Genomic DNA, 25261 nt, shown 5'->3' on the forward strand with positions numbered 1-25261 from the left:
TATTGTCCTTTGATGGTTTTTATGAATTACATTCAAGTCATTGGAAAATAGAACAATATCATCGAGTAATTAAACAGGTTTGTCATATTGAAAAGTTTCAAGTAAGACGATCCAAGCTGATTTTGAATCATATTTTCTCAGCCTTGATGGCCTATGTTGAGATACAAAAGAACCAGTTTGAGCGGATCTTTGAAAATGTATATCGTTGGCAGAAGAAATTATTTAGACCAATTATCAAGAACTTTATTGATGAATTTATTCTCGATAAGAATCATCTGCTGCCACAGAAAATCTATAAATAATAGTGCGTAAGTCCTAATTGCTTATTTATTCATCTACGCTAAACTCAAAACATACCTAAAAAATGAATAATAAAAAGGAAACTTCATGGATTCGGGGTTTTTTAGCTTGTTTTTGCCGATTACTTTGGCAATAACAATGATGGGGTTAGGGCTACAGTTAACAATCAAGGATTTTCTACATGTTAGCCGTTATCCTAAGGTGATTTTTATTGTCTTATTCTCACAACTGATAATTTTAACCGGTTTAACCTTTTTAATCTGTCTGGTACTTGATCTGCCGCCATTGCTTGCTGTAGGCATGATGCTGCTGGCTGCCTCTCCAGGAGGAGCTACTGCCAATCTGCTGAGTTATCTTTATAAAGGTGATGTTGCGCTTAATATCACGTTAACCGCCATCAATACAATTATTTCTATTTTTACCTTACCTTTTATTATGAACCTGTCCCTGTACTATTTTATAGGACAGGATACCGGCATCGGCTTACCGCTTGAAAAAATGGCTCAGGTTTTTCTGATTACGATTATTCCGGTTGTAATCGGCATGCTGATGCGGGCAAAATTTCCAAAGCTTTCAGATATTGTACATATGCCAATGCGGCTGCTATCTATCGCCTTTTTAAGCATGCTCTTGATCTATGCCATTTTCCAAGAGCGCTTTAACATTATCGAATATTTTGCCAGCATTGGGATTGCTACCTCTATATTATGTTTTTCCAGCCTGTTTCTCGGTTATTGCCTGCCTTTATTAATGGATATTCCAGACAAGATGGCACGTGCCTGTACCTTTGAAGTCGGCATTCATAACACAACTGTGTCAATGACAATTGCGATTTCTGTCCTGAATAATGTCACTATTGCCATCCCTGCGGGTATTTATTCAATTGTCATGTACGTTTTTGCTGGGATTTTTGGTTTTATGATCAGCCAGCAGAAACTCAGCAATAGTGCCAAGAGTCGTTTATCAGATTTGTAACTTTCTAAGTCAATTGCCTGCTTAAGCTGTATGCTTTTTTATAGAAAATTTAAAACTATTAAAATAAATTTCTATAAGGAGCATGCAGATGGACTCTGACATCATAACAATATTCCTCCCCCTCGCACTCGCCATCATCATGGTGGGATTAGGACTCGAACTCACACTCAAAGATTTTGCGCGGGTAAGTCAGCACCCTAAAGCAGTGCTGGTTGCCTTGTTTTGTCAATTAATTCTGCTGGTAAGCATTGCTTTCATTCTATGTAAAGTTCTGGCTTTACCACCTTTACTCGCTGTTGGTCTGATGTTGCTGGCCGCATCGCCAGGTGGTAGCACCGCAAATCTGTTCAGCTATCTATTTAAAGGTGATTTGGCGCTTAATATTACCTTGACTGCGATCAATTCGGTGGTTGCTGCATTTACCTTACCTTTAATCATGAATTTCTCGATCATGCATTTTATGCAGGACAGTCAGCAGATCAGCTTACAGTTCGGAAAGATCCTGCAAGTGTTTGGTATCATTATTATACCGGTCGCGATTGGTATGTTGATTCGTCATTATGCCCCAGCACTCACTGTAAAGCTGAATAAGCCTCTTCGCATTTTTGCAGTCCTCTTTCTGGTGCTGATTATTGCAGGAGCAATTTATAGTGAACGCGCCAATATTGCCGAATATCTGACTCAGGTGGGTTTAGCAACCGCCCTGTTCTGTCTCTTCAGCTTAATGATTGGCTATTTTGTTCCACGCCTGATGAATATCAATTCCGCTCAGGCACGTGCCAGCGCCTTCGAGATCGGTATTCATAACAGCACACTCGCCATGACTATTGCACTTACCGTCATGTCCAGCACTGTAGTTGCTATGCCCGCTGCGGTTTATTCAATCTTTATGTATATCTTCGCGGCTATTTTTGGATTATTACTGAATCGCTTTGCTCCAGTAGCTGCACGTCCTAGCATTTCTCCCACTCAGGAAAATGCGTTTTAACCGGTTTTCATAAAAAGGATGCGAAAGCATCCTTTTTATTTAACTCCGTCTCAAGAAGATCACACCTTCAAGCTGAACTTCCGTTACAATAGCTTTTTGAAAAAATGTATAAAGGTTATTTCTGTGAAGTGGTTACAAATTCATATTACAGTTGATCAAGCTCAGGTAGATTTTACTGAAACATTACTTAGCTCACTGGGCGCCGTAAGTGTCACTCTGGATGATGCTGAAAACCAGGATTTACTGGAACCACTTCCAGGTGAAACACCGCTCTGGAATAAAGTGATCGTGACTGGCATCTATGCTCAGGAAGATGACGAAGAAGAAATCGATGTAGCTGCATTGGAAACCTTTATTCGCGCACAACTACCTGAAGCACCGATCCGCCATGAATTCCTGGAAGATCAAGCTTGGGAACGCACCTGGATGGATGCCTATGAGCCAATCCAGATTTCTGAAAAATTCTGGATTGTTCCGGAATGGATGGAAGCGCCTGAATCAGAAGCAGTGAATATCAAGCTTGATCCAGGTTTGGCTTTTGGTACAGGTAACCATGCATCTACTTTCCTTTGCCTGCAATGGCTGGGTAAAACTGATGTAAAAGACAAGATCGTGATCGATTATGGCTGTGGTTCAGGTATTCTAGCTGTCGCGGCCCTATTACTCGGTGCCAAATATGCCTATGCAACTGATATTGACCCACAAGCTGTTTTAGCCACTAAACAGAATGCTGAACTGAATGGCGTATTGGATCGACTTTATGTTGGTTTACCGGAAGAGTTCAACGCAGAGCTTGGCGAGCAGAAAGCAGATGTATTTGTAGCCAATATTCTGGCTGGCCCACTCATGATGCTTGAGCCTGAGTTCGCAGATTTAGTCAAACCTGAGGCAGAGTTCGCACTCGCAGGTGTTATCGAAGAGCAAGTTGCTGATGTTACTAGCATTTATTCAAAACATTTTGATATATTAGAAGTAGAAAAACGCGATGAACACTGGTGCCGTATTTCGGGGAAACGCCATAAGAATTAAAGAGTCTATAAAACATTTATGAGTGACAAGCGAACCCACTGCCCGACCTGCTCTACAACCTATAAAGTTACGGTTGCGCAATTAACCATTGCCCAAGGCATGGTTTGCTGCCCAAAATGTAGTACGACCTTTAATGCTTTATCGCATCTGGTGACCGAAGCACAGAATTCGGTCGCCCTTACCCATATGCCAAGTCATGTTTCTTATATTAATAGAAGCCTCGCCGAATCTACTTCTTCAGCCAATTCTTCAGATCAGCACTATTTACTCAATATCTTTGATGAAAAAGTTGAAAACTCAAATATTGATCTGAAAACCTATCTGAACAACCTGAATTATTTCAGTACCGAACCGATTGCAATCCTCCCTAGCATGAACTGGGATGATCAGGCTGATAAACAGCACAATAAAGGCCCGCTTTATTATTTAGGCTGGACCAGCCTAAACCTGTTCTTATTTGGCTTACTTTTATTTCAATTCTTCTGGTTTAATCCACACTATATTAAGAATAGTCATGTGATGAGTGTGGCTTTTAACAATATCTGTGAAGTGTTCAACTGTTCCAATCTCGAAGAACATTACAATCTGATCAATACCAATAAGGTCAAAGCCAAAGCAATTGCTACAGATAAAACCCAGTTTAGCGGTGAACTGATCAATTTCCATAAGCGTAGTCTGGAAATGCCAAATTTGAGAGTCCACCTTAAAGATCAAGGTGTGGTCTTGGCGACTTATAATTTAAAACCTCAGGAATACCTGATCGAAAGCTTGGTCAAGATTCAACGTATTCCCCAAAACAGCCCATTTAAATTTGAATTTGTGCTTCCTGTCGACCGTAAAGACTTCGATAATTACAGTTTGGAAATAATTCGACCTTAATATTGATAAAAACTATTAAAAAACGAAAAAAAAGTTAAAAAAAATGCAGTTTTCTTGCTCACTTTTCCCGAGACAATGGTATTATACGCGCCACGAAAGCTATGTGCTGCAAACTCCTCGCTACTTTTTCACAACAAATACAGTCTTGCCTAATGCGCTCTAAAACTTATTGCGTATCTAGCAGATTTTTTTGTTTTGATTTTGGTCAGTAACAAAACTTTAACTATTGTTACGCTTATTTTTCGACCAAATCGTCGAGATGTGGCAAGCTACAAGCTCAATGTAATGACCAAGTTTTAGAACTCCAGTTTTAGGATCTAAAATGGAGTTCATTTCAATTTCTAGACCACTTTTATATATCGCTTTACCCAAGTGATATTTGATTTTTCGGATTAATTCGCATGAATAGCAAATCTCCTATTTTTACTGCACAATCTGATGTCGCTCTTCGTATTCACGTAGATCGCGCAGTTCGCCACTACTTTGCACAACTGCAAGGCGAGCAACCTTCTCAGGTGTACGACATGGTGCTGGCAGAAATGGAGAAGCCTTTATTATCTGTCGTTCTAGAATATACGCGTGGTAATCAGACACGCGCTGCCGAGATTCTCGGACTAAACCGCGGTACTTTACGCAAAAAGTTAAAAGCTCACGGTTTAATGAGTGAATAAATGATAAAATGCTTGCGGCTACCGCAGGCATTTTTTTTTGACTGTTAATTAGCTATTTAGATTTAATCTGTTCCTTGGTAACTGTGACGAAGATCATGACTATTAAACGCGCTTTAATCTCTGTTTCCGATAAAACCGGTATTGTGAAATTTGCACAAGACCTTGCTGCTCTTGGGGTAGAAATTTTATCTACAGGTGGTACATACAAATTGTTGAAAGACAATAATGTCGCTGTAGTAGAAGTTTCGGAGCACACTGGTTTCCCAGAGATGATGGACGGCCGTGTAAAAACACTACATCCGAAAATTCATGGTGGCATTTTGGCTCGTCGTGGTCTAGACGAAGCTGTGATGGCTGAACACAACATCGATGCGATCGATCTTGTCGTTGTTAACCTGTATCCATTTGCTGCAACTGTAGCGAAACCAAACTGTTCACTGGCTGATGCGATTGAAAATATCGACATCGGTGGTCCAACAATGGTTCGTGCTGCTGCGAAAAACCACGCATCTGTTGGTATCGTGGTAAATGCTGCTGACTATACGACTGTGATTGCTGAGCTTAAAGCTGAGGGTGCTTTATCTTATGCAACGCGTTTTGACCTTGCTGTTAAAGCATTCGAACACACTGCTCAATATGACGGTATGATCGCATCTTACCTAGGCGCTCGCGTAGGTAAAGAAGAAGGTCAGGCAGATAAATTTGCGCGTACTTTCAATACTCAATTAAACAAAGCTCAAGACTTACGTTACGGTGAAAACCCGCACCAGTCTGCTGCGTTCTATGTTGACCCTGCTGCGAAAGAAGCTTCTGTTGCGACTGCTAAACAGTTACAAGGTAAAGAATTATCTTATAATAATATCGCGGACACTGATGCTGCACTTGAATGTGTTAAATCATTCGCGAAACCTGCTTGTGTGATCGTGAAACACGCGAACCCATGTGGTGTTGCAGTATCTTTAGACGGCATCAAAGCCGCTTATGATCTTGCTTATGCAACTGACCCAGAATCTGCATTTGGCGGCATCATTGCGTTCAACCGTGAATTAGACGTTGCAACTGCGCAAGCAATTGTGGATCGTCAATTCGTTGAAGTGATCATTGCACCAAGTATCGCTGACGGCGTACTTGAAGTGACTGGCGCGAAGAAAAACGTACGTGTACTCGTATGTGGCGAACTTCCAGCGATTAATGAACGTGCTCCACAGCTTGACTACAAACGTGTAAACGGTGGTTTACTGGTTCAAGATCAAGACTTGGGCATGATCACGAAAGATGACCTTAAAGTAGTGACTAAGCGTGCTCCAACTGAACAAGAAATCGATGACATGATCTTTGCTTGGAAAGTTGCGAAATACGTGAAATCAAACGCGATTGTTTATGCGAAAAACCGTCAAACTATTGGTGTGGGCGCAGGTCAAATGAGCCGTGTAAACTCAGCTCGTATTGCTGCGATCAAAGCTGAACACGCTGGTTTAGTGGTTGAAGGTGCAGTTATGGCATCTGATGCCTTCTTCCCATTCCGTGACGGTATCGACAACGCGGCTAAAGCCGGTATCAAATGCATTATCCAACCAGGTGGTTCAATGCGTGACGAAGAAACAATTGCTGCAGCGGATGAAGCTGGTATTGCAATGGTATTCACTGGCATGCGTCATTTCCGCCACTAATTAATTATAAGTTGTATTTATTAATCCCCCTAAATCCCCCTTTGTAAAAAGGGGGACTTTTCGCGCATATAGAGGAAGTCTTTATTTCGCGATTCCCCTCCCTTTCGTAAAGGGAGGTTGGGAGGGATTCAATTTTGAGGGATTTTTTAAATGAATATTCTGGTTTTAGGTAGTGGCGGCCGTGAACATGCGCTTGCATGGAAAATCGCACAAGACGATCAAGTGGCAAAAGTATTTGTTGCACCGGGCAATGCAGGCACCGCAACTGAAAATAAATGTGAAAATGTCGCTTTGGACATTCTCGACAATCCTGCCATCATTGATTTTGCGAAAAATAATGCAGTTGAAATGATTATTGTGGGTCCTGAAGCACCGCTTGTGAATGGTGTGGTTGATGCTTGCCGCGAAGCAGGCGTGAAAATTTGGGGTCCAACTCAATTTGCTGCTCAGCTGGAAGGCTCTAAAGCATTCGCTAAGCACTTCTTAAAACGCCATAACATTCCAACAGCTTTCTACGATGTATTTACCGAAGTAGATGCAGCGAAAGCCTTTGTAGAGAAAAATGGTGCACCAATCGTGATCAAAGCGGATGGTCTTGCTGCAGGTAAAGGCGTAATTGTTGCCATGACCAATCAAGAAGCATTTGATGCGATTGATGACATGCTGGCTGGCAACAAGTTTGGCGATGCCGGTTCTCGCGTAGTCATTGAAGAATTCCTTGCTGGTGAAGAAGCCTCTTTCATTTGCATGATTGATGGTGACAACATCCTGCCAATGGCGACGTCTCAAGATCATAAACGTATTTTTGAAGGCGACCAAGGTCCAAATACTGGCGGTATGGGTGCTTACTCTCCTGCTCCTGTTGTGACTGCTGGCGTATTTGAAAAAACTATGAATGAAGTGATGCGCCCGACTGTTGAAGGCATGAAAAAAGATGGTCACGTATACACAGGTTTCTTGTATGCAGGTCTGATGATTGACGATAAAGGTCAACCAAAAGTAATCGAGTTCAACTGTCGTTTTGGTGATCCAGAAACTCAACCGATCATGATGCGCTTAAAATCATCTTTGGTAGATTTGGTTCAAGCAGGTCTTGAAGGCAATCTTCCTGCAGAAGCTGAATGGGATGAGCGTAAAACTGTCGGTATCGTACTGGCATCTAAAGGCTATCCTGAAACTTCTAGCAATGGCGATGTGATTTCAGGTTTAGACACTGAAATGGCTGATGCGAAAGTATTCCATGCAGGGACTAAAGCACTTGAGAATGGCGACATCGTCACTGCTGGTGGTCGTGTTCTTTGCGTAACTGCACTGGGTAATACCATTGGTGAAGCACAAGCTAAAGCATTAGAGCTTTGCGAAAAAGTAACATTCGACGGCGTTCAATACCGTAAAGATATTGGTTACCGTGCAATTGCGCGTGAAAATGCTTAATCTATATTTAGATTAAATAAAAACTCCGCTGAATGCGGGGTTTTTTTATAGTGAAGAATTTCAACTTTACTCATGCTTGGCTTTATAGTTTTATAAATAGCTAGATCACTAAACTCCATTTTTAGAAATGTTAGAAACAGAACGCCTCATCCTTCGACCTTGGCAAGCATCGGACTATCTAGCTTTTATTGCTATGGGGCAAAATCCTGAAGTTATGCGTTATTTTCCCAGCCTACTGACACCTGAACAAAGTCTACAGTTTATTGAAAAAGTAACTAATCAGATTGATCAGTATGGTTGGGGTTTATGGGCAGTTAAGCTAAAAGAGACTAAAGAATTTATTGGCTTTATTGGCCTGCAACCGTAGCCTAATCTGTTTGAGTTTACACCCTGTGTTGAAATTGGCTGGCGTCTTGCCAAAAAATATTGGCATCGAGGTTATGCCACTGAAGGTGCTCGCGCAGTATTGGATTACGCATTCAATACTTTAGGTTTGAATAAAGTTGTATCTTTCACTGTCACAGTCAATACACCATCCGAAGCGGTGATGAAAAAGATAGGTATGGTAAAGACTCAAGAATTTCAGCATCCACGCTTGCCTAAGGATCATCCTTTATGTTGGCATGTATTGTATGAAATTAATCAAAGCAATTATTCAAGTAAATAAGAGTTGACTTAAACCCTCCTTAACCATTCATTAAAAAAGATTTTTCAGTAGCTCAATGAGCTAGTAGATTTACCTATGTTTATTCATTTTTATGATTTCTATTGGATAAAATCTTATAAAGATCAATCTTTAAGCGATATGTAATTCTGATTTATCTTAAATAAAAATAATATATTGTATTCATTAATATTTTAATCATTTTCATCTAATATATATTTTACTGAATAGATAAGTAGATAGTTTTTATCCACTATATCGAATAAATAATAATTGCTATGATTGCGCCCATTCAGAGTACCAAATTTGACTATATCTTTTATAAAATCTCTATTTACTCTCTCCAAATAGAAAACCGATATAGTGGTTTGGTGAACTCTGACCCGATCGAATTAACGTGAACTGTTACAGTACATTTGCATTTTCCCTGCCGGAGCCACATGCGACATCGATCCAGGGTCAGATGAAAGTGTAATAAAACTCCACTTTAACATGACCTTAAAATGCATATACTTTAGGCAACACGAGAATTAGGACATCTTTATGAAAAAGCTACTTGGCGTTTTACTCAGTGCATCTGTATTAACACTAACTGCATGCGGAAAACAAGAAGCGCCTGCAACGGACGCAGCCCAAAACAAAGACTCAGGTGAACTTCAAACAGTTACTATGGCATCCACTGGTTCAGATGCTGACGTATGGCGCTACATTTCAACTTTGCCTGAAACTAAACAAGCCGGCATCAAACTTGATGTGAAAAACTTCACTGATTATGTTGCGATGAACACTGCGGTTGCCAACAAAGAAATTGATGTTAACGCATTCCAGTCTTATGCCTATATGGTGGCTTATAACGACGCCAATACTCAAAAGATCGCTCCACTTTCTACGACTTATCTTGAACCAATGGGGATTTACTCAAGCAAAGTGAAAAAAGTTGAAGAGTTTAAGCAAGGTGCGACAATTGCTATTCCTAACGATGGCGCGAATGAATCACGTGCATTGTTACTTTTACAATCTGCGGGTCTGGTAAAACTTAAACCAAACTTTGACCTGGTAAAAGGTACGCCTGCTGACATCACTGAAAATGCGAAACAGATTGTCATCAAGCCAATTCAAATGGCGACTGCAGTCCGTGTGAAAGATGAAGTAGATGCGATTGTTCTAGGTAATACTTTGGCAATGGAAGGTGATCTGAACGTATTGAAAGATGCGATCTATTACGAAGCGATTGATCAAAGTACTAAAATGAATGTTAACATTTTAGCTGTCGCTGCTGACCGTCAAAATGATCCTGTACTTCAAAAAGTTGGCCAGTTGTATCATACTCCTGCTGTGAAAGCCTATGTTGATGAACACTTCGGTGGTACTAAAGTTGCTGTAAATAAACCAGTGACTTATTTAACCGAAGAAAAGTAATACAATAATCAATATTCAGAACAGGCAAGATTTCTTGCCTGTTTTTTTATTCGTGATGCAGTATTTGACACTATGATTGAATTTAAAGACATCTCCAAACAGTATGAGCTCAAGGGTCAAACCTTACATGCTTTGAATCGGATTAATTTACAGATTCCAACCGGCAGTATCTTTGGCATTATTGGCTATAGTGGTGCCGGTAAAAGTACCCTGATCCGCCTAATTAATCTGCTTGAACGCCCTACTTCTGGTCAGGTGATTATCAATGGCACGGACTTTACTGCTTTGGATGCCAAATCATTGCGTCAGGAACGTACCCAGATCGGCATGATTTTCCAGCATTTTAACTTAATGCAGACTAAAACAGTGGCTGCCAATATCGAAATGCCAATGAAATTGCTTGGCTGGAGTAAAGCTGAACGGGAAAAACGTCTCGAAGAACTGCTGGATTTTATTGATTTAAAACATAAGCGTCATGCTTTCCCGGATGAACTGTCTGGTGGTCAGAAACAGCGTGTTGGTATCGCTCGTGCCCTAGCGAATCATCCAAAAATTTTGCTCTGTGACGAAGCGACTTCTGCTCTTGATCCGCAAACCACCAAGTCTGTACTGCAACTTCTGAAACGTATTAATCAGGAACAAGGCATTACCATTGTCATGGTCACCCATGAAATGGATGTGATCGAAACTGTGTGTGATTATGTTGCAGTCATGGAAAAAGGTGATGTGATTGAGACCGGTTCTACCCTGCAGATCTTTAGTCAGCCGCAGCATCCAACGACGAAAAACTTCATTCAAACTGTACTCCAGCAGAACTTGCCAGTAAATATTCTGGCGAATCTGGAAAATCAGAATCATCACAGTATTTATTGTTTAAAATTCCTGGGCAGCTCAGCGCAGGAAACCGTGATTCAGGGTGTGATCAAACAGTTTGATATCAGCTTGAATATCCTGTTTGCCAATATGACAGAAATTAATGGGTCAGTGATTGGCCAGATGTTTATTCAGCTCTTAGGCGATCCAGCGCAAATCACAGCAGCGATGCAATATCTGAGAGATAACGGCGTACAAGTAGATCAGGCAGGAGTACAAGAATGAGAGACTTAATTGTACAGTGGTTGACCACTATTACTGCGCCATTCTGGAAAAGCTCGCTATCGATGGATCAGTTTGTTACAGCACTGCAAGAAACCTTCCATATGGTGTTCTTTGCGATGTTGTTTGGCTGTATCTGGGGCTTCATTCAGGCGATCATTTTACTCGTCACTCGTCCAAACGGGATTCTGCCAAACCGTGTGATTTACCATGCTCTAAACCCGATTGTGAATGCACTGCGTTCCCTGCCATTTATTATTTTGCTAATTGCGGTGATTCCACTAACCAAGTTTTTGGTCGGAACATCAATTGGTACTTGGGCAGCGATTGTACCTCTAACTATTTATGTCGGTCCTTATATCGGCCGTCTGGTAGAAACCTCTCTGCTGGAAGTGAATGAAGGCATTATCGAATCTGCTCAGGCGATGGGTGCAACACCAATGCAGATTATCTTTAAGTTTATTCTGCCGGAAGCGCGTAGCTCACTCATTCTTAACCTCACTACTGCAACCATCAGTCTGATTGGTGCAACAGCGATGGCTGGAGCAGTTGGTGCTGGTGGTATTGGTGACTTAGCGATCTCTTATGGTTATCAGCGTTTTGATACCTCTGTCGTGATCATGACTGTAATTGTCTTGTTGATTCTGGTGCAGATTGTACAAAGTGTCGGTGACTGGTTATCTCGACTTCGTTAAGCTAAATTCCTAAGTAAATAATGCCCTCTTTTTGAGGGTTTTATTTTCTACCCATAAAATATCTGCATCTTAAACATCGAAGCGAACACATGGATGCTGCCGTTGATCTGTCTTACACAAGCTTTAAAGCAATGCTTAAAGCTTGCTCAGGAAGTGCCATCAGATCAACAAAAGGGGTTTTGTCACTTTTGGCCCGTCACAAATAAGGCATAACTACTCAAAATTTAAATTAAAGTAAAAATAATGAAATTCTAATTTTCAAATAACTTCAGGAATAAGCTTACTGACACTTGAAATCTTTCTTTTACTTTTGAAAGATGAATAGCACTCCTATGCAAGGTAAAAAATCTTCTGTTGGCTTGATGATACTTCCCTGTATCACAAGCCAACGGCAACATCCATGTCGCCTAATACAAATTCAATTTAGGGAGAATAGTTCTATTCCAATACAGTGATGAACATAGCCTTAAGTCAATTCTCAATTACAATCTAAAAGTTCAGCATTTCCCCTCAATTTCAAACTGAAACAATAAATCCCGTGCTAAACTATCGAGTGGTTTTTGCAGGGACTCATTTATGCACTTTGTTCATCTTGGTATTCATACAGAATTTTCGATTACTGAATCCATCGTACGTATACCTGACTTGGTCAAAGCTGCTGCGAATGACGAGATGCCAGCACTCGCGCTGACTGATTTATCCAATCTACATGCTGCTGTTAAATTCTATAAAAAATGTTTGGATAAAGGCATCAAACCGATTCTTGGCTCTGAAATTCGTCTGAATGATGCTGAGCATCGGGTTACCCTGCTTTCCATGACCAACAAAGGCTGGCGCAACCTGACCGAACTGGTGTCTGAAGGTTATATCAGCGGCCAGCAACTGGATATTCCTTGCGTACAAAAAGATTGGATCTTGAAACAGCACGATGACATGATCGTGTTATTGGGCATGCAATCCGATGTCGGCAAAATGCTGATTACCTCAAATCCTGATAAAGCTGAACCGCTACTACAAGAATGGGTAGAGAAATTTGGCAACCGTGTTTATCTCGCCCTCACCCGCACCGGCCGAGCTAATGAAGATACTTTCATTGAAGAAGCGGTAAAGCTCGCTAAAAAATATAATATTGGTGTAGTTGCACATAATGATGTGCATTTTATTGCACGCGAAGACTTTGAAGCACATGAAGCGCGTGTCTGTATCGCAGATGGTTATGTGCTTGGTGATAATCGCCGTCCTAAAACCTATAGCCCTGAGCAATATTTTAAAAGCTCAACAGAAATGGCGGAACTGTTTAGCGATATTCCAACCGCGATTGAAAACACCTTCCATATCGCAAAACGTTGTAATGTCACCCTACGTTTAGGTTTCAACGATCTACCAGATTATCCAATTCCTGAAGGCCATACTATTGACACCTACTTCGCACATTTATGTGAAGAAGGTTTAGAAGAACGCCTGAACTTCCTGTACCCACCAGAAAAACGTGAAGAAGATTGGCCTATAATCCGTCAGCCTTATGATGAACGTCTGGCCTTTGAGATCAAGATTATTCTGGATATGGGCTTCCCAGGGTACTTCTTGATCGTCATGGACTTCATTCAATGGTCCAAAGGAAATGGCGTACCGGTAGGTCCGGGCCGTGGTTCAGGTGCGGGTTCCCTCGTAGCCTATAGTTTGAAAATTACCGATCTTGATCCTCTGCGCTATGACCTGCTGTTCGAACGTTTCTTGAACCCGGAACGTGTTTCGATGCCCGACTTTGACGTCGATTTCTGTATCGCTGGTCGTGACCGCGTAATTGACTATGTGGCACGGACTTATGGTCGTGATGCGGTATCGCAAATTGCGACTTTCGGTACCATGGCAGCGAAAGGTGCGATTCGAGATGTAGCCCGTGTCTTGGGTAAATCTTATGGTCTGGCTGATCGTATTTCCAAACTGATTCCCACCAAGCCTCTGGGTTTAAGCCTTGAAGAATCATTGGAAGCTGAACCTCAACTGAAAGATATCGTCACCAATCCATCGAATCCCGATTATGACGATGCCTCAGAAATCTGGGAAATGGCACTCAAGCTTGAAGGCATTACCCGTAATACCGGTAAACATGCCGGTGGTGTAGTCATTGCCCCTACCAAGCTGACCGACTATTCAGCTGTGATGTGTGATGCGGATGGTACAGCACGTGTTGCTCAGTTTGATAAGGATGATGTCGAAGCTGCCGGTCTAGTGAAATTCGACTTCTTAGGTCTACGTAACCTGACCGTTATTGAAGATGCCATCAAGCACATCAATGCACGCCCAGACGTGACCGAACCGGTGAATATTTCCTATATTCCGCTGGATGACAAGCCAGCCTATAACATCTTCGCGACGGCGAATACCACCGCGGTATTCCAGTTTGAATCCGTCGGCATGAAGAAGATGCTCAAGGAAGCACGTCCTAGCAAGTTCGAAGAAATTATCGCCTTCGTATCGTTATATCGTCCGGGTCCAATGGATCTGATTCCTGACTTTATCCATCGTATGCATGGTGGCGAGTTTGAATACCTGCATCCATTACTGGAAAAGGTATTAGAGCCGACTTACGGAATCATGGTATACCAAGAACAGGTAATGCAGTCGGCACAGTTCTGTGCCGGCTATAGCTTGGGTGGTGCGGACTTACTTCGTCGTGCAATGGGTAAGAAAAAACCTGAAGAAATGGTCAAGCAGCGTAAGATCTTCATTGAAGGTGCTGCGAAAAAAGATATCGATGAAGCAACGGCGAACCATATCTTCGACTATATGGAAAAATTCGCAGGCTATGGCTTTAACAAATCGCATGCTGCAGCCTATGCACTTGTCGCCTATCAAACTGCTTGGTTGAAAGCGCATTATCCTGCTGAATTCATGTCAGCGGTGATGACCTCGGAAATGCAGAACACTGATAACGTGGTGTTCCTGATTGATGATTGCCGTCATAACGGACTGGAAGTATTGCCTCCATCGGTGAATATGTCGATTTACCAGTTCCATGCCAGTGATCCAAAAACTATTGTGTATGGTTTAGGTGCGATTAAAGGCGTCGGTGAAGCGGCAATGCAGTCCGTGATTGAATCACGTCAGAAAGAAGGTCCATATAAAGACCTGTTTGACTTCTGTCACCGTATCGACCTGAAGAAAATCAACAAACGTACGCTCGAGGCCTTGATCCGTGCGGGTGCGCTAGATTGTCTTGGTATTGAACGTGCTGACCTGGTGGCACAACTGCCTGAAGCGGTACAAGCTGCAGATCAAGCCCGTCAGAACCGTGAAACCGGGATCATGGATCTATTTGGTGAAGTCGAAGAAGTTCAGCGTAAACCGGCCAAACCGGTGAAACCTTGGTCTGATGAAGTCCGTCTCAAAGGTGAAAAAGATACACTCGGCCTATATCTAACGGGCCACCCAATTGATGTATATCGTAATGAGCTAAAAGCATTCGTACCTTGTCAGATCAATGAATTAACCCCGACCCGTCGTGGTGTAACGACTGTGTTTGCAGGTCTGGTAGTCGATGTCGCTAACTTCCCGAACCGGATGATGGTGACATTAGATGATGGTACGGCACGTATCGAAATCTCCACCAACCATGAACGCTTCCAGCGCTTTAAAGATATCGTTCAGGTTGATAAAGTCGTGGTGATTGAAGGTGAAATTTACGAGCGTGAAGGTTTTGATCGCCCACTCGGTCGTTTGACCAAAGCCTTTAGCCTGAATGAAATCCGTCAGAAACGTGCTAACAGCATCAAGATTACCTTGCAAGCTGAACATTACAGCAAAACCCTCAGCCGTGACTTGCAGCAAATTCTGATGCCATATACCAATGTGGATATGAGCACGCATATTCCAGTAATTCTGTATCTGGATTATGGCTATGCCACGGCTGAACTGCATCTGGGCTTAAGCTGGAAAGTTGCACCACTGGATGATCTTCTCGCCAAGCTGCGTGACTATTTTGGCAAGACTGCGCTCTATATCGAGTATCAGGTGAAGTCTAAAGCTGCACGTGCCGTATCTTATGAAGAAGCTAAGCCAGTTGAGGTTCCGCCTCCACCTTCAGATATGATTATGGACGATGCTCTGGCACAATATGAAGCCGAGTCTCAACCGCAGTATTCATAATCTCCCATTCTAATATATCCAAACTGGAATCATCATGAGTCAAATTGACAATGCTGCTGTTTCAGCACATCTCTCCCATGTGCGTATTGTCATGGTTAATACCACCCTGCCTGCCAATATTGGTAGTGCCTTACGTGCCATGAAAACCATGGGCCTGTGCAAACTGGTCTTGGTTGCACCAAAAACCTACCCGCATCCAGATATTGATGCGCTGGCTGCAGGTGCAACCGATCTGATCGAACAGATTGAGATCGTAGAAACGCTAGAAGAAGCCATTAAAGATTGCCAGATCGTCTTTGGTACCAGTGCGCGTAGTCGCACTATTCCATGGCCTTTACTAGATGTCCGTCCAGCGGCAGAAAAAGCACTTTCTGCTGTGGTGCAAGAAAAACAGGAAATTGCGATTCTGTTTGGCCGTGAAGACCGTGGTCTGACCAATGAAGAACTGGCGATTGCGAATTATCACTTAACCATTCCTGTGAATACGGACTATGGTGTTTTGAATGTTGCTCAAGCCATTCAGGTGATCTGCTATGAACTGCGTATGGCGGCACTGGATCAGGTTGAACACCCACGTGATCCAAAAGCCACCATGCAAGTTATTGATGGCATTGAAATGGAATGGGATGAACCGCTGGTGACCCATGAACAGATGGAACAGTTCTACCCTCATCTGGAAAAAATGCTGGCAGAAATTGAATTTATGGATCCAAAAAACCCACGATTACTTCCTTTACGCTTGCGTCGCCTTTTCGGACGTATACAATTAGATCGTATGGAATATCACTTACTTCGTGGTATTTTCACTCGTGTTCAGGCACTGAATAACGGCACCTGGAAAAAATCTTCCCATACATCACAACAGGATGAGGATCAAAACTAATGCTAAAACAGCTCAAAGAAGATATCCAAGCTGTCTTTGCGCGCGATCCTGCAGCACGCAATACCTTAGAAGTCTTAACCACCTACCCTGGCATCCATGCACTGATTATGCATCGCATGGCACATGAGCTATGGAAAAAAGACTGTAAAGGTACAGCGCGTGTTTTGTCCTCTTTTAGCCGTTTTACAACAGGTATCGAAATTCATCCGGGCGCCAAGATTGGTAAACGTTTTTTCATTGATCACGGCATGGGCGTTGTGATTGGTGAAACTGCGGAAATTGGCGATGATGTCACCCTGTATCATGGTGTGACTTTGGGTGGTACAACCTGGAATAAAGGCAAACGTCACCCGACTCTGGAAGATGGCGTTGTTGTTGGTGCAGGTGCCAAAATCCTTGGTCCATTCACGGTAGGTAAAAATGCCAAGGTCGGTTCCAATGCTGTGGTTACCAAAGCAGTTCCGCCGAATACCACAGCGGTTGGCAACCCAGCGCGCTTTATCACCAAAGATCAGCCAAAAGATGATGCTGAAGCACGTCGTCGTGATTATGCCGAAAGTATTGGCTTCCAGCCTTATGCAACTACACAGGATCAGACAGACCCGATTCTGGAAGGCATGCGTGTTCTACTTGACCGTATTCAACAAAATGAAAAACGAATGAATACGCTGTGCAACCGCCTGTCTTTGCTTGACCCGACTTTCAAGAAAAACCAGTTAAATGAACAGCCATTTAGCAAAGAAGAACTTAAAATTCTGGAAGATGCGCGCCGTGAGTGCGAAGCACAAACCAGTCAGTCCAAGGCCTGACTGTAAATCGTAATTCTTTTGTAACACGCATTTGCTTGCATGATCGCAGTACTTTTCATAGACTGACGATCATGCATTTTTTTGAATAGATGTTTTAAAAAATAACATAAATGGACGGATATTATGACCTTGAAGCCCTTAGCAATTTCTTGCTTAGCTTTTACCATGACGGCGTGCTCTATGGCACCGACATCAAGCAAACAAGAACAGAAACCAGCTGATCAGGTAGTTTTTGTTGAACCTGAAATTACTCCGCCATTTTATGCTTTAAACCCGTTTAACTATAACGAACCACCTCCATTTGAAGTTCATTTGCAAAAGGCCGCTGCGCAGCCAGTGACAAAAATGGTGGTGACTAATCCTGAAGATCCGTCTAAACAGTTGACCCTAGATGTAAACAAGCTGATTATCCCGATGGTGGATAGCAATACACGCAGTATGCGTTATGCAGCCCTTGCCAATGAAAATGAAATCGACATTACCGAAATCGATGATTTCTTGCAGATGGTAGAAGGTAAAGCGCGTCATTATCCACCTCGTTTTAGCGACCGTCAGGAACGCCGTGGCTTTGAAGCAAAGCTTCGCGAAGTTTCTCAACAGCTAGATACTCTAGCTTCACGTCCAAATGCTTCATTTGATGTATTAATGCGTGCATTTAAGGCCAGCGTGATGGCACGTAATCTTGATTTAGGTTCTATCTATACCACCAAGTCAATGACCTATGCACAGCGCATTCTTCGTATCAACCAGGATGATGCTGAAGCAAACTTCTGGTTTGGCTTTGGTCTGTCTGAAGGTGGCGGTCATCGTGAAGCGATTCAGTATTTGGAGAAGGCAATGCAGGCGGGTGTTCAGGAAGCTTATTTATCTGCGGCAAATAACTACATTGCCATGGAGAATAAAAAGAATGCTGTTCAGGTTCTGAATAATTACAAAATTAAATATCCGCAAGAAGCTGAAGTCGCTGATCGTCTGATTCAGGAAATTGAAAAACAGGGTCGCTGGAACGTATGGCAAGTCATGCAAACAGCCGCTCCTGCACCAACAACCCCGGCGCCTACACCAGCACAATAAGCTATATTTCAGATTCATAATATTACAAATAGACCGCTCCGGCGGTCTATTTTTATGGGAAAAAATTAGTAAAATACAAAGCATTATCAAGCTTTATAATTTTAAATGAGTGTTCAAAGTCTTTATGCACGAGAAAATAAATAAGATAGCATTACTTTGCACTGTACTCATGACAGCTGTATTGAGTGGCTGTCAGGTGGTGAGTGTTAAAGAGCAGGCTATTAATGTCACCATCAATAATGAACGCGATAGCATTCTTACACGCGATAAGTTGAGTGAAGCCAGTCTGAATGTCCTGTCCATGACCGGACGTGAAGCACAAGTCTGTGAAAATAATCCAGAAGAATGTGTGAAAGAGCTACAAGAAATTCCACAGATTCTGGATGAGCAATTACTTTCCACATCGAGTGAATTATATCTAGCTAAATCACTACAGCTGGGTAAATCGGCTGAATGTAAAACCAGTGCTCTGGCTAAAACCCGATCTGAAGAAAAACAGCAACTGCAAACCCAGAACCTGCAAAAATGTCAGGAACAGCAGTTACAAATGCTGGATAAAAGTATCCGCTACAGTTATGCCTATCTGTTCCAGACTGAACGTGCGCCACAAGACCGGATTTTCGACAACCGACAAGTTCAGATTCGTGACTTTTATAACCTGGCGATTGCTCATTTAATCCAGATCTACGCGGAACGTTATAAAACTAAAGAAGCCGGACAACGCCTGCAGGTTGGCAACAGTGTCTATAACATTAATCTGGACAATTTCCCCCAGCTCAAGAATCAGTCGATTGAACAGTTAATGTCGACCTATAACATGAACTTCTCTGGTCTGCGCTCGATTACCCGTCGTGACGGTTTCGGCTCTGAGTTTCTGGTGGTTTTGCCGGAAGAAAAAATTTCCAAAAAAGATAAAAAATATCTGGTTGATCCACTAAATTACCAATATCAAAATGGCGTAAATCCTTTTATTCATTCAGCACGTTATCTGGCAACCACAATTACTGCCATTCCAGAATCAGCGAACTCTGTAAAACAGATCCTAAATAACAGCAACTTCCATTTAAAACTTTATGACCCGTATAAATATGACAAGATTAAAGTTGCCAATAAGGAATATACTTTAGCTGCAAATTTTTCAGCGCCTTATGGCTTATGGCTGGCAGAAAATAACCTGGGACGTGCAGCCTATCTGACACTGATCAATCGTGACGATAATCTGGTCATGCCTCATCTATTTATGCTGGAACCTTATAATCCAAATAAAAAGGTTTTAGTGCTGATTCATGGTTTGGCCAGCAGCCCGGAAGCCTGGATTCGTTTAACGAATGATATTATGGGTGATCCGGTCTTAAGAGAAAATTTCCAGGTGTGGCAGGTCTTCTACTCAACCAATATGCCTATTCTGGAAAGCCGTTTCCAGATTAATGCGCTGCTTCAACAAGGTTTCGCGCGTATTAGTAATAATGCACCAGCCAAAAAAGAAGCTGTACTGGTTGGACACAGTATGGGCGGTGTCATTGCCCGTCTATTGGTGAGTGATGCAGATATTACCGAGCCCGCTTTTAATATTGTAAAAAATTCAAAGCTGACCAAGTTCCGGGACAATCCGCTCTTTAAAGCACGCTTGAAAATGCAGCCAGTTCCGAATTTTAGTCGCGCTATTTTCCTGGCAGCACCGCATAAAGGGACCGATTATGCAGATCGCTGGCATACCAAACTGGCACGTAAAATTATTCGTGTTCCGAGTGCCTTTTTGGGCGCATTTGCCGACACAGTCCAAGGTGAAATTGGCTTAAGTGATTTTCTACATGAAGTCGGTCGTGACCTGATTCAAAATGGGCCGAGTGACCTTAGTAAAAAATCAAAATTCACGGCATTGACTAAAGATATTAATCCTGCACCGGGATTCAAATTTCACTCGATTATTGGCAATAATACAGATAGTGATGATGAAAATATCATGACTGATGATGTCGTTGCTTATCAGAGTGCATATCTTGAAGGTGCGGCTTCCAATAAAATTATCAAAGGTGGACATTCCGTTCAGGAAACGCCTGAGGCTGTACTGGAACTCCGCCGCCTTCTCAGATTACATCTGGTCGACTTAGGATTGTATGACCCTGATTAAATTTTGATGAAAGACATAAAAAAGCTGCCAATCGGTGGCTTTTTTTATGGGCAACCCATGTATCAATACCCTTTTATGCTTTATATCGACTAAGTCCGTCTAAATACAGATTCCTGAGGATTTATATTTCTTTCTAAAAATTAAATTTGTTAGACTTGAGGCAATTATTTTTGACATTCAAACCGGTCTTTACAGGATTTTAGCTTAGGCTATTTTCCAGGTTTTCCGAGGATAGTGTTTCGGAAAAAGATTCAGGTTTTGCTTTATATATTTAAAGGATTTTTTCTTAATGACCAGTTCAGAACTTGTGGCTGATCTCTCTAGCTTAACGCCCATGATGCAGCAATACATGTCGGTCAAAATGCAGCATCCACACTCATTGATGTTTTATCGCATGGGTGATTTCTATGAACTGTTCTTTGAAGATGCCCATAAGGCCGCCAAAATTTTAGGCATTACCCTGACCCATCGCGGTAAAGCCAATGGCCAGCCAATTCCCATGGCCGGTGTACCTTTCCATGCTGCTGAAGGCTATCTGGCTCGTCTGGTAAAAAAAGGCGAAACGGTGGTGATCTGCGAGCAGATCGGTGAAGTGACTGGTAAAGGCCCAGTTGAACGTGGTGTCGTCCGAATCATTACCCCTGGAACTTTAACCGATGATGCCTTATTAGGTGCTCATCAAACCTCCAACCTGGTTGCTCTGCGTGTTCACCAGCAACAAATCGGAATTGCACTTCTTGACCTGAGTGCCGGTTTATTTAAAGTCCAGCAAATCGATTATGACTTAAGTCAGTTAGCCATTGAGTTGGCACGCCTGATGCCTAGCGAAATTGTGATTGATGAAAATCTGCAAGATCAAGCACTGGTAAAACACTTAAAACAACAGCTAGATGTTCCAATCAGTAAACGCCCTAATGTTGACTTCAACCAGAACAATGCTCAGAAAACCTTATGTGACCAGTTTGCAGTAAGTACGCTTTCAGGTTTCGGAATTGATCATCTGCCCTTGGCCAAAGCTGCTGCGGCTGCATTGATTCACTATGCCAAAGAAACCCAGAAAACGGCTTTACCGCATATCCGAACCATTCAACTGGAACAAAGTTCAGACTTTATTGCACTGGATCCAATCACCCGTCGTAATCTTGAGCTAATTGAGCCTTTATTTGAGCATGGCACTTCATTGTTCCAGCTGATCAATGACTGTCAGACCGCTATGGGTGGCCGTCTGCTTAGCCGCACCCTCATGCAACCGCTTCGTGATACTGCGATTCTGGATGAGCGACTGGATGCCACACAGGTATTGCTTGAAGGTTTCCATGAATCGCCAGTCCGTCTGGTCTTAAAAGAAATCAGTGATATTGAACGTGTACTCAGCCGTATCGCTTTAGGCAGTGCGCGTCCACGCGATCTGGTTCAATTACGTCAGGCCTGTGCACAGATTCCATTTTTACGCCATGCGTTACAACCACTGTTAAGTCAGCAGAATTCGAAATTATTACAGCAGCTGAATCAAGAATTGGGCGATTTTCATGGTCTGCATCAGCGCCTGATGTCCGCTATCGTTGAAAATCCACCGGTACTGCTACGTGATGGCAATGTCATTGCAGAAGGTTTCGATACCGAGCTGGATGAGCTGCGTAAAATCCGTGATCATGCTGGACAGTTCCTGATTGATCTGGAAATTAAGGAACGGGAGCAAAGCGGCATTCCTACCCTGAAAATCGGCTATAACCGTGTCAGTGGTTATTATATCGAACTGACACGTGCACAAGCTGAACAGGCACCTGAACATTATATCCGTCGTCAGACACTGAAAAATGCCGAGCGTTATATCACGCCTGAACTAAAAGCTTTTGAAGATAAAGTGCTGTCTAGCGAATCCCGTGCGCTTGCTCGTGAAAAAATGCTGTTCGAAATGTTGCTGGATGAACTGCGTCAGGATATTGGTAATCTACAGATGATGAGCAGTGCGATTGCCCAGATCGATCTGTTGGCAAACTTTGCGCATCAGGCACGTTTACGCAATTGGGCACGACCAAAATTCAGCCCTGAAATTGGTGTGAAAATCGTTGCCGGCCGTCATCCAGTGGTGGAAGCTTTAAGCAAGGCTGCATTTACTCCGAATGATACCCAGCTGGATTATCAGCACCGTATGGCCATTATTACCGGTCCAAATATGGGTGGTAAATCCACCTTTATGCGCCAGACTGCCCTAATTGCCCTGCTGGCTTATTGCGGTAGTTATGTGCCAGCGCAATCGACAACACTGGGTCCAATTGACCGGATCTTTACCCGGATTGGCTCTGCAGATGATTTGTCGACTGGCAAATCAACCTTTATGGTGGAAATGACGGAAACTTCGCAAATTCTGCATCATGCTACCAGTCAATCTCTGGTTCTGATGGATGAAGTGGGTCGTGGAACCAGTACCTATGACGGACTATCACTCGCTTGGGCTTGTGTGCTGGATCTGACTAAACGCATTCAATGTCTATGTCTGTTCGCAACACATTATTTTGAGCTGACCGAACTGGATAAAGAATCAGGCATTGATAACTATCATGTCACAGCCAAAGAACTAAATGGCAACCTGATTCTGCTGCATAAAGTCCAACATGGTCCAGCTAGCCAGAGTCATGGTTTACAGGTTGCTAAATTGGCAGGTATTCCTGCGGCTGTAATTAAAGAAGCTCAGCATCGCTTGAAGATTCTGGAAAAGCAGCATCAGGCAAAACCACAGAGTCCGCAGCATGATCTGTTTACGATGCCTGAAATCATCGAAAAAGTCATCGAGATTGAAAAGCCTTCAGCAGCGCTTGAATTATTAGAAGACATTGATGTCGACAATTTGAGTCCACGTGAAGCATTACAGCAACTTTATGCTCTTAAAGATCTTATGAAACAGTCAAGTTAAAATCTCTCCTAAGCCCTATCCTGCATAGGGCTTAGCTGATGATGATTCTCATTCCCTGAGCCTTTCATCAAATCATCGCAGTTTTTTCAAATTTAACAGCCCTATATATAACAAATATCAATAAAAGGAATTGTTTGTTCCCTCTATTTTTGCCTAAAATACGGTATTCGTCATTAGAACCATATTTTTTAGGTAGCTGTCGCCATGACCTTCGTTGTCACTGAAAATTGTATTAAATGTAAATATCAAGACTGTGTTGAAGTTTGCCCTGTAGACTGTTTCTATGAAGGTCCTAACTTCCTTGTGATTAACCCGGACGAGTGTATCGACTGCGCGTTATGTGAGCCTGAATGTCCTGCAAATGCAATTTTCTCTGAAGATGAGTTACCGGAAGGCCAAGAAGTCTTTATCGAACTAAATGCTGAACTGTCTCAAAAATGGCCGAATATCACCCAAATTGGTGAGCAACCTGCTGACCGTGAAGAGTGGAATGGTAAAACTGATAAATTACAATATCTTGAAAAATAACTTTTCAAATCTTAAAAAAAGACCAGCACAGACTGGTCTTTTTTTATACCCCATCCACACATTTCATTGCAATTTATCCTGATTTTCTCCGTAAAAGTGGACTAAAATAGCGCTATTTTATAAATATCCGAATTGCTATCAATGAAGCATTTAATAAAGGGGTTATTGAGTGTTTGTATAATCCCGCTTGTCTTTGTAGGATGTGCTACCACCACAAAACAGTCTGGTAAGGTAACTCCAGATAAAAGGATTTACATCCCAGAAGAACGAGTCCAGTACAATCATAAACCACAGCCTAAACCGGTTCCTTATGTCTATACTCACTGGGTATCGGCACTGAATAACCTGTCTCTTGTACGTGAATATGAAAACTTTTTGGCCCAGCAAGGAGTCGGAAATATTATTCCAAGCTTTGAGCTGATGCGTACTGCACGGGATTGGGCCAAATGTGGTCGATCGCAATACATGATTCCAAGCCGTGAGCTCTGGTCAAATCAGGTGCCGACCTTACGTGTCTTTAAATATCTGGTTGCAGCCAATGTGCTGACTGATTTTGAAGTCACTTCGGTTTATCGTGACCTGCCTTTAAATCAATGTGCCGGTGGAGCCAATTCTTCACGTCACCTGTTTAACTCGGCAATTGATTTCCGGATCGGACCTGAGTACCCACAGGCTCAGGATTATGCAGCAATTGAAAATACCAAGTTCAAACTGTGCCAATTCTGGTTACAGCATGGACAAAGCCTGAATATGGGGCTCGGTTTATATGCCTCTGGCCAAATCCATATTGATACTCAAGGTTATCGAACTTGGGGTCCGGATTTAAGCCGTCGCTCATCAATGTGTAATTACTAAGTCATTCCATTTCCTATACAAAGCCAACTTTTGGCTTTGTATAGCCTAAAAAACCAGCGAATATAGAACAATAAATTGCGCTGTGCCCGGAAAAGTTTA

General features: G+C 42.5%; 19 protein-coding genes and 1 pseudogene. All 20 read left to right on the forward strand.

What is annotated here, in order from left to right; translation table 11 throughout:
- On the forward strand, nucleotides 1-302 hold a 302-nt coding region (locus B3143_RS05085), incomplete at its 5' end, for a transposase (RefSeq protein WP_286739729.1).
- Nucleotides 303-387: 85 nt separating this feature from the next.
- The gene (locus B3143_RS05090) at nucleotides 388-1275 is read left to right on the forward strand and encodes a bile acid:sodium symporter family protein (RefSeq protein WP_286739730.1); all 888 of its coding nucleotides are present in this window, start codon (nucleotides 388-390) and stop codon (nucleotides 1273-1275) included.
- Nucleotides 1276-1363: 88 nt separating this feature from the next.
- Nucleotides 1364-2263, forward strand: coding sequence for a bile acid:sodium symporter family protein (locus B3143_RS05095; protein WP_286739731.1), 900 nt, complete (start codon nucleotides 1364-1366; stop codon nucleotides 2261-2263).
- Between the two features lie 123 nt (nucleotides 2264-2386).
- Nucleotides 2387-3292, forward strand: coding sequence for a 50S ribosomal protein L11 methyltransferase (gene prmA, locus B3143_RS05100; protein ID WP_286739732.1), 906 nt, complete (start codon nucleotides 2387-2389; stop codon nucleotides 3290-3292).
- Between the two features lie 18 nt (nucleotides 3293-3310).
- On the forward strand, nucleotides 3311-4171 hold the full coding sequence (locus B3143_RS05105; RefSeq protein WP_286739733.1) for a DUF3426 domain-containing protein: 861 nt from the start codon (nucleotides 3311-3313) through the stop codon (nucleotides 4169-4171).
- A gap of 401 nt (nucleotides 4172-4572) precedes the next feature.
- Nucleotides 4573-4842 (forward strand): DNA-binding transcriptional regulator Fis, encoded by a 270-nt coding sequence (gene fis, locus B3143_RS05110; RefSeq protein WP_001086304.1) that lies wholly within the window; start codon nucleotides 4573-4575, stop codon nucleotides 4840-4842.
- 95 nt (nucleotides 4843-4937) lie between these two features.
- Nucleotides 4938-6512, forward strand: coding sequence for a bifunctional phosphoribosylaminoimidazolecarboxamide formyltransferase/IMP cyclohydrolase (gene purH / locus B3143_RS05115; protein WP_286739735.1), 1575 nt, complete (start codon nucleotides 4938-4940; stop codon nucleotides 6510-6512).
- Nucleotides 6513-6662: 150 nt separating this feature from the next.
- Nucleotides 6663-7946 carry a phosphoribosylamine--glycine ligase gene (purD, locus tag B3143_RS05120; RefSeq protein ID WP_286739737.1) on the forward strand — a complete coding sequence of 428 codons (1284 nt, stop codon included), beginning with the start codon at nucleotides 6663-6665 and terminating at the stop codon, nucleotides 7944-7946.
- A 127-nt stretch (nucleotides 7947-8073) separates the two neighbouring features.
- Nucleotides 8074-8613: pseudogene (locus B3143_RS05125) on the forward strand (GNAT family N-acetyltransferase).
- A gap of 540 nt (nucleotides 8614-9153) precedes the next feature.
- Nucleotides 9154-10029: a MetQ/NlpA family ABC transporter substrate-binding protein gene (locus B3143_RS05130; RefSeq protein WP_286739739.1), complete on the forward strand. Its 876-nt coding sequence runs from the start codon at nucleotides 9154-9156 to the stop codon at nucleotides 10027-10029.
- A 72-nt stretch (nucleotides 10030-10101) separates the two neighbouring features.
- Nucleotides 10102-11127, forward strand: coding sequence for a methionine ABC transporter ATP-binding protein (locus B3143_RS05135; protein WP_286739740.1), 1026 nt, complete (start codon nucleotides 10102-10104; stop codon nucleotides 11125-11127).
- A complete protein-coding gene (locus B3143_RS05140; protein WP_004786199.1) occupies nucleotides 11124-11819 on the forward strand; it encodes a methionine ABC transporter permease in 696 nt (231 codons plus the stop codon). The genes B3143_RS05135 and B3143_RS05140 overlap by 4 nt, the downstream gene beginning before the upstream one ends.
- Nucleotides 11820-12395: 576 nt before the next feature.
- Nucleotides 12396-15968, forward strand: a complete 3573-nt coding sequence (dnaE, locus tag B3143_RS05145) for a DNA polymerase III subunit alpha (RefSeq protein WP_286739741.1) — start codon at nucleotides 12396-12398, stop codon at nucleotides 15966-15968.
- A 34-nt stretch (nucleotides 15969-16002) separates the two neighbouring features.
- Nucleotides 16003-16851, forward strand: coding sequence for an RNA methyltransferase (locus tag B3143_RS05150; protein WP_104426218.1), 849 nt, complete (start codon nucleotides 16003-16005; stop codon nucleotides 16849-16851).
- Nucleotides 16851-17660, forward strand: coding sequence for a serine O-acetyltransferase (cysE, locus tag B3143_RS05155; protein WP_286739742.1), 810 nt, complete (start codon nucleotides 16851-16853; stop codon nucleotides 17658-17660). The genes B3143_RS05150 and cysE overlap by 1 nt, the downstream gene beginning before the upstream one ends.
- Before the next feature lie 123 nt (nucleotides 17661-17783).
- A complete protein-coding gene (locus tag B3143_RS05160; RefSeq protein ID WP_286739743.1) occupies nucleotides 17784-18734 on the forward strand; it encodes an ABUW_2363 family tetratricopeptide repeat lipoprotein in 951 nt (316 codons plus the stop codon).
- A gap of 124 nt (nucleotides 18735-18858) precedes the next feature.
- On the forward strand, nucleotides 18859-20865 hold the full coding sequence (locus B3143_RS05165) for an esterase/lipase family protein (protein ID WP_286739744.1): 2007 nt from the start codon (nucleotides 18859-18861) through the stop codon (nucleotides 20863-20865).
- A gap of 289 nt (nucleotides 20866-21154) precedes the next feature.
- Nucleotides 21155-23779: a DNA mismatch repair protein MutS gene (gene mutS / locus B3143_RS05170; protein WP_286739745.1), complete on the forward strand. Its 2625-nt coding sequence runs from the start codon at nucleotides 21155-21157 to the stop codon at nucleotides 23777-23779.
- A 204-nt stretch (nucleotides 23780-23983) separates the two neighbouring features.
- Entirely contained in the window at nucleotides 23984-24307 is a 324-nt protein-coding gene (gene fdxA, locus B3143_RS05175; protein WP_004786212.1) for a ferredoxin FdxA, read from the forward strand.
- A gap of 141 nt (nucleotides 24308-24448) precedes the next feature.
- Nucleotides 24449-25162 carry a D-Ala-D-Ala carboxypeptidase family metallohydrolase gene (locus B3143_RS05180; protein ID WP_004786214.1) on the forward strand — a complete coding sequence of 238 codons (714 nt, stop codon included), beginning with the start codon at nucleotides 24449-24451 and terminating at the stop codon, nucleotides 25160-25162.
- Nucleotides 25163-25261 lie beyond the last annotated feature (99 nt).

Source organism: Acinetobacter sp. UBA1496, assembly GCF_002324975.1.
Taxonomy (GTDB): domain Bacteria; phylum Pseudomonadota; class Gammaproteobacteria; order Pseudomonadales; family Moraxellaceae; genus Acinetobacter; species Acinetobacter variabilis.

What these genes read in the sequence shown, in the direction of transcription:
- B3143_RS05140 (WP_004786199.1), top strand. Translation starts at nt 11,124, where the DNA reads ATGAGAGACTTAATTGTACAGTGGTTGACCACTATTACTGCGCCATTC.
- B3143_RS05130 (WP_286739739.1), top strand. Translation starts at nt 9,154, where the DNA reads ATGAAAAAGCTACTTGGCGTTTTACTCAGTGCATCTGTATTAACACTA.
- B3143_RS05160 (WP_286739743.1), top strand. Translation starts at nt 17,784, where the DNA reads ATGACCTTGAAGCCCTTAGCAATTTCTTGCTTAGCTTTTACCATGACG.
- B3143_RS05135 (WP_286739740.1), top strand. Translation starts at nt 10,102, where the DNA reads ATGATTGAATTTAAAGACATCTCCAAACAGTATGAGCTCAAGGGTCAA.
- purD (WP_286739737.1), top strand. Translation starts at nt 6,663, where the DNA reads ATGAATATTCTGGTTTTAGGTAGTGGCGGCCGTGAACATGCGCTTGCA.
- B3143_RS05095 (WP_286739731.1), top strand. Translation starts at nt 1,364, where the DNA reads ATGGACTCTGACATCATAACAATATTCCTCCCCCTCGCACTCGCCATC.
- B3143_RS05105 (WP_286739733.1), top strand. Translation starts at nt 3,311, where the DNA reads ATGAGTGACAAGCGAACCCACTGCCCGACCTGCTCTACAACCTATAAA.
- B3143_RS05180 (WP_004786214.1), top strand. Translation starts at nt 24,449, where the DNA reads ATGAAGCATTTAATAAAGGGGTTATTGAGTGTTTGTATAATCCCGCTT.
- B3143_RS05165 (WP_286739744.1), top strand. Translation starts at nt 18,859, where the DNA reads ATGCACGAGAAAATAAATAAGATAGCATTACTTTGCACTGTACTCATG.
- B3143_RS05150 (WP_104426218.1), top strand. Translation starts at nt 16,003, where the DNA reads ATGAGTCAAATTGACAATGCTGCTGTTTCAGCACATCTCTCCCATGTG.
- fdxA (WP_004786212.1), top strand. Translation starts at nt 23,984, where the DNA reads ATGACCTTCGTTGTCACTGAAAATTGTATTAAATGTAAATATCAAGAC.
- B3143_RS05090 (WP_286739730.1), top strand. Translation starts at nt 388, where the DNA reads ATGGATTCGGGGTTTTTTAGCTTGTTTTTGCCGATTACTTTGGCAATA.
- purH (WP_286739735.1), top strand. Translation starts at nt 4,938, where the DNA reads ATGACTATTAAACGCGCTTTAATCTCTGTTTCCGATAAAACCGGTATT.
- fis (WP_001086304.1), top strand. Translation starts at nt 4,573, where the DNA reads ATGAATAGCAAATCTCCTATTTTTACTGCACAATCTGATGTCGCTCTT.
- dnaE (WP_286739741.1), top strand. Translation starts at nt 12,396, where the DNA reads ATGCACTTTGTTCATCTTGGTATTCATACAGAATTTTCGATTACTGAA.
- cysE (WP_286739742.1), top strand. Translation starts at nt 16,851, where the DNA reads ATGCTAAAACAGCTCAAAGAAGATATCCAAGCTGTCTTTGCGCGCGAT.
- mutS (WP_286739745.1), top strand. Translation starts at nt 21,155, where the DNA reads ATGACCAGTTCAGAACTTGTGGCTGATCTCTCTAGCTTAACGCCCATG.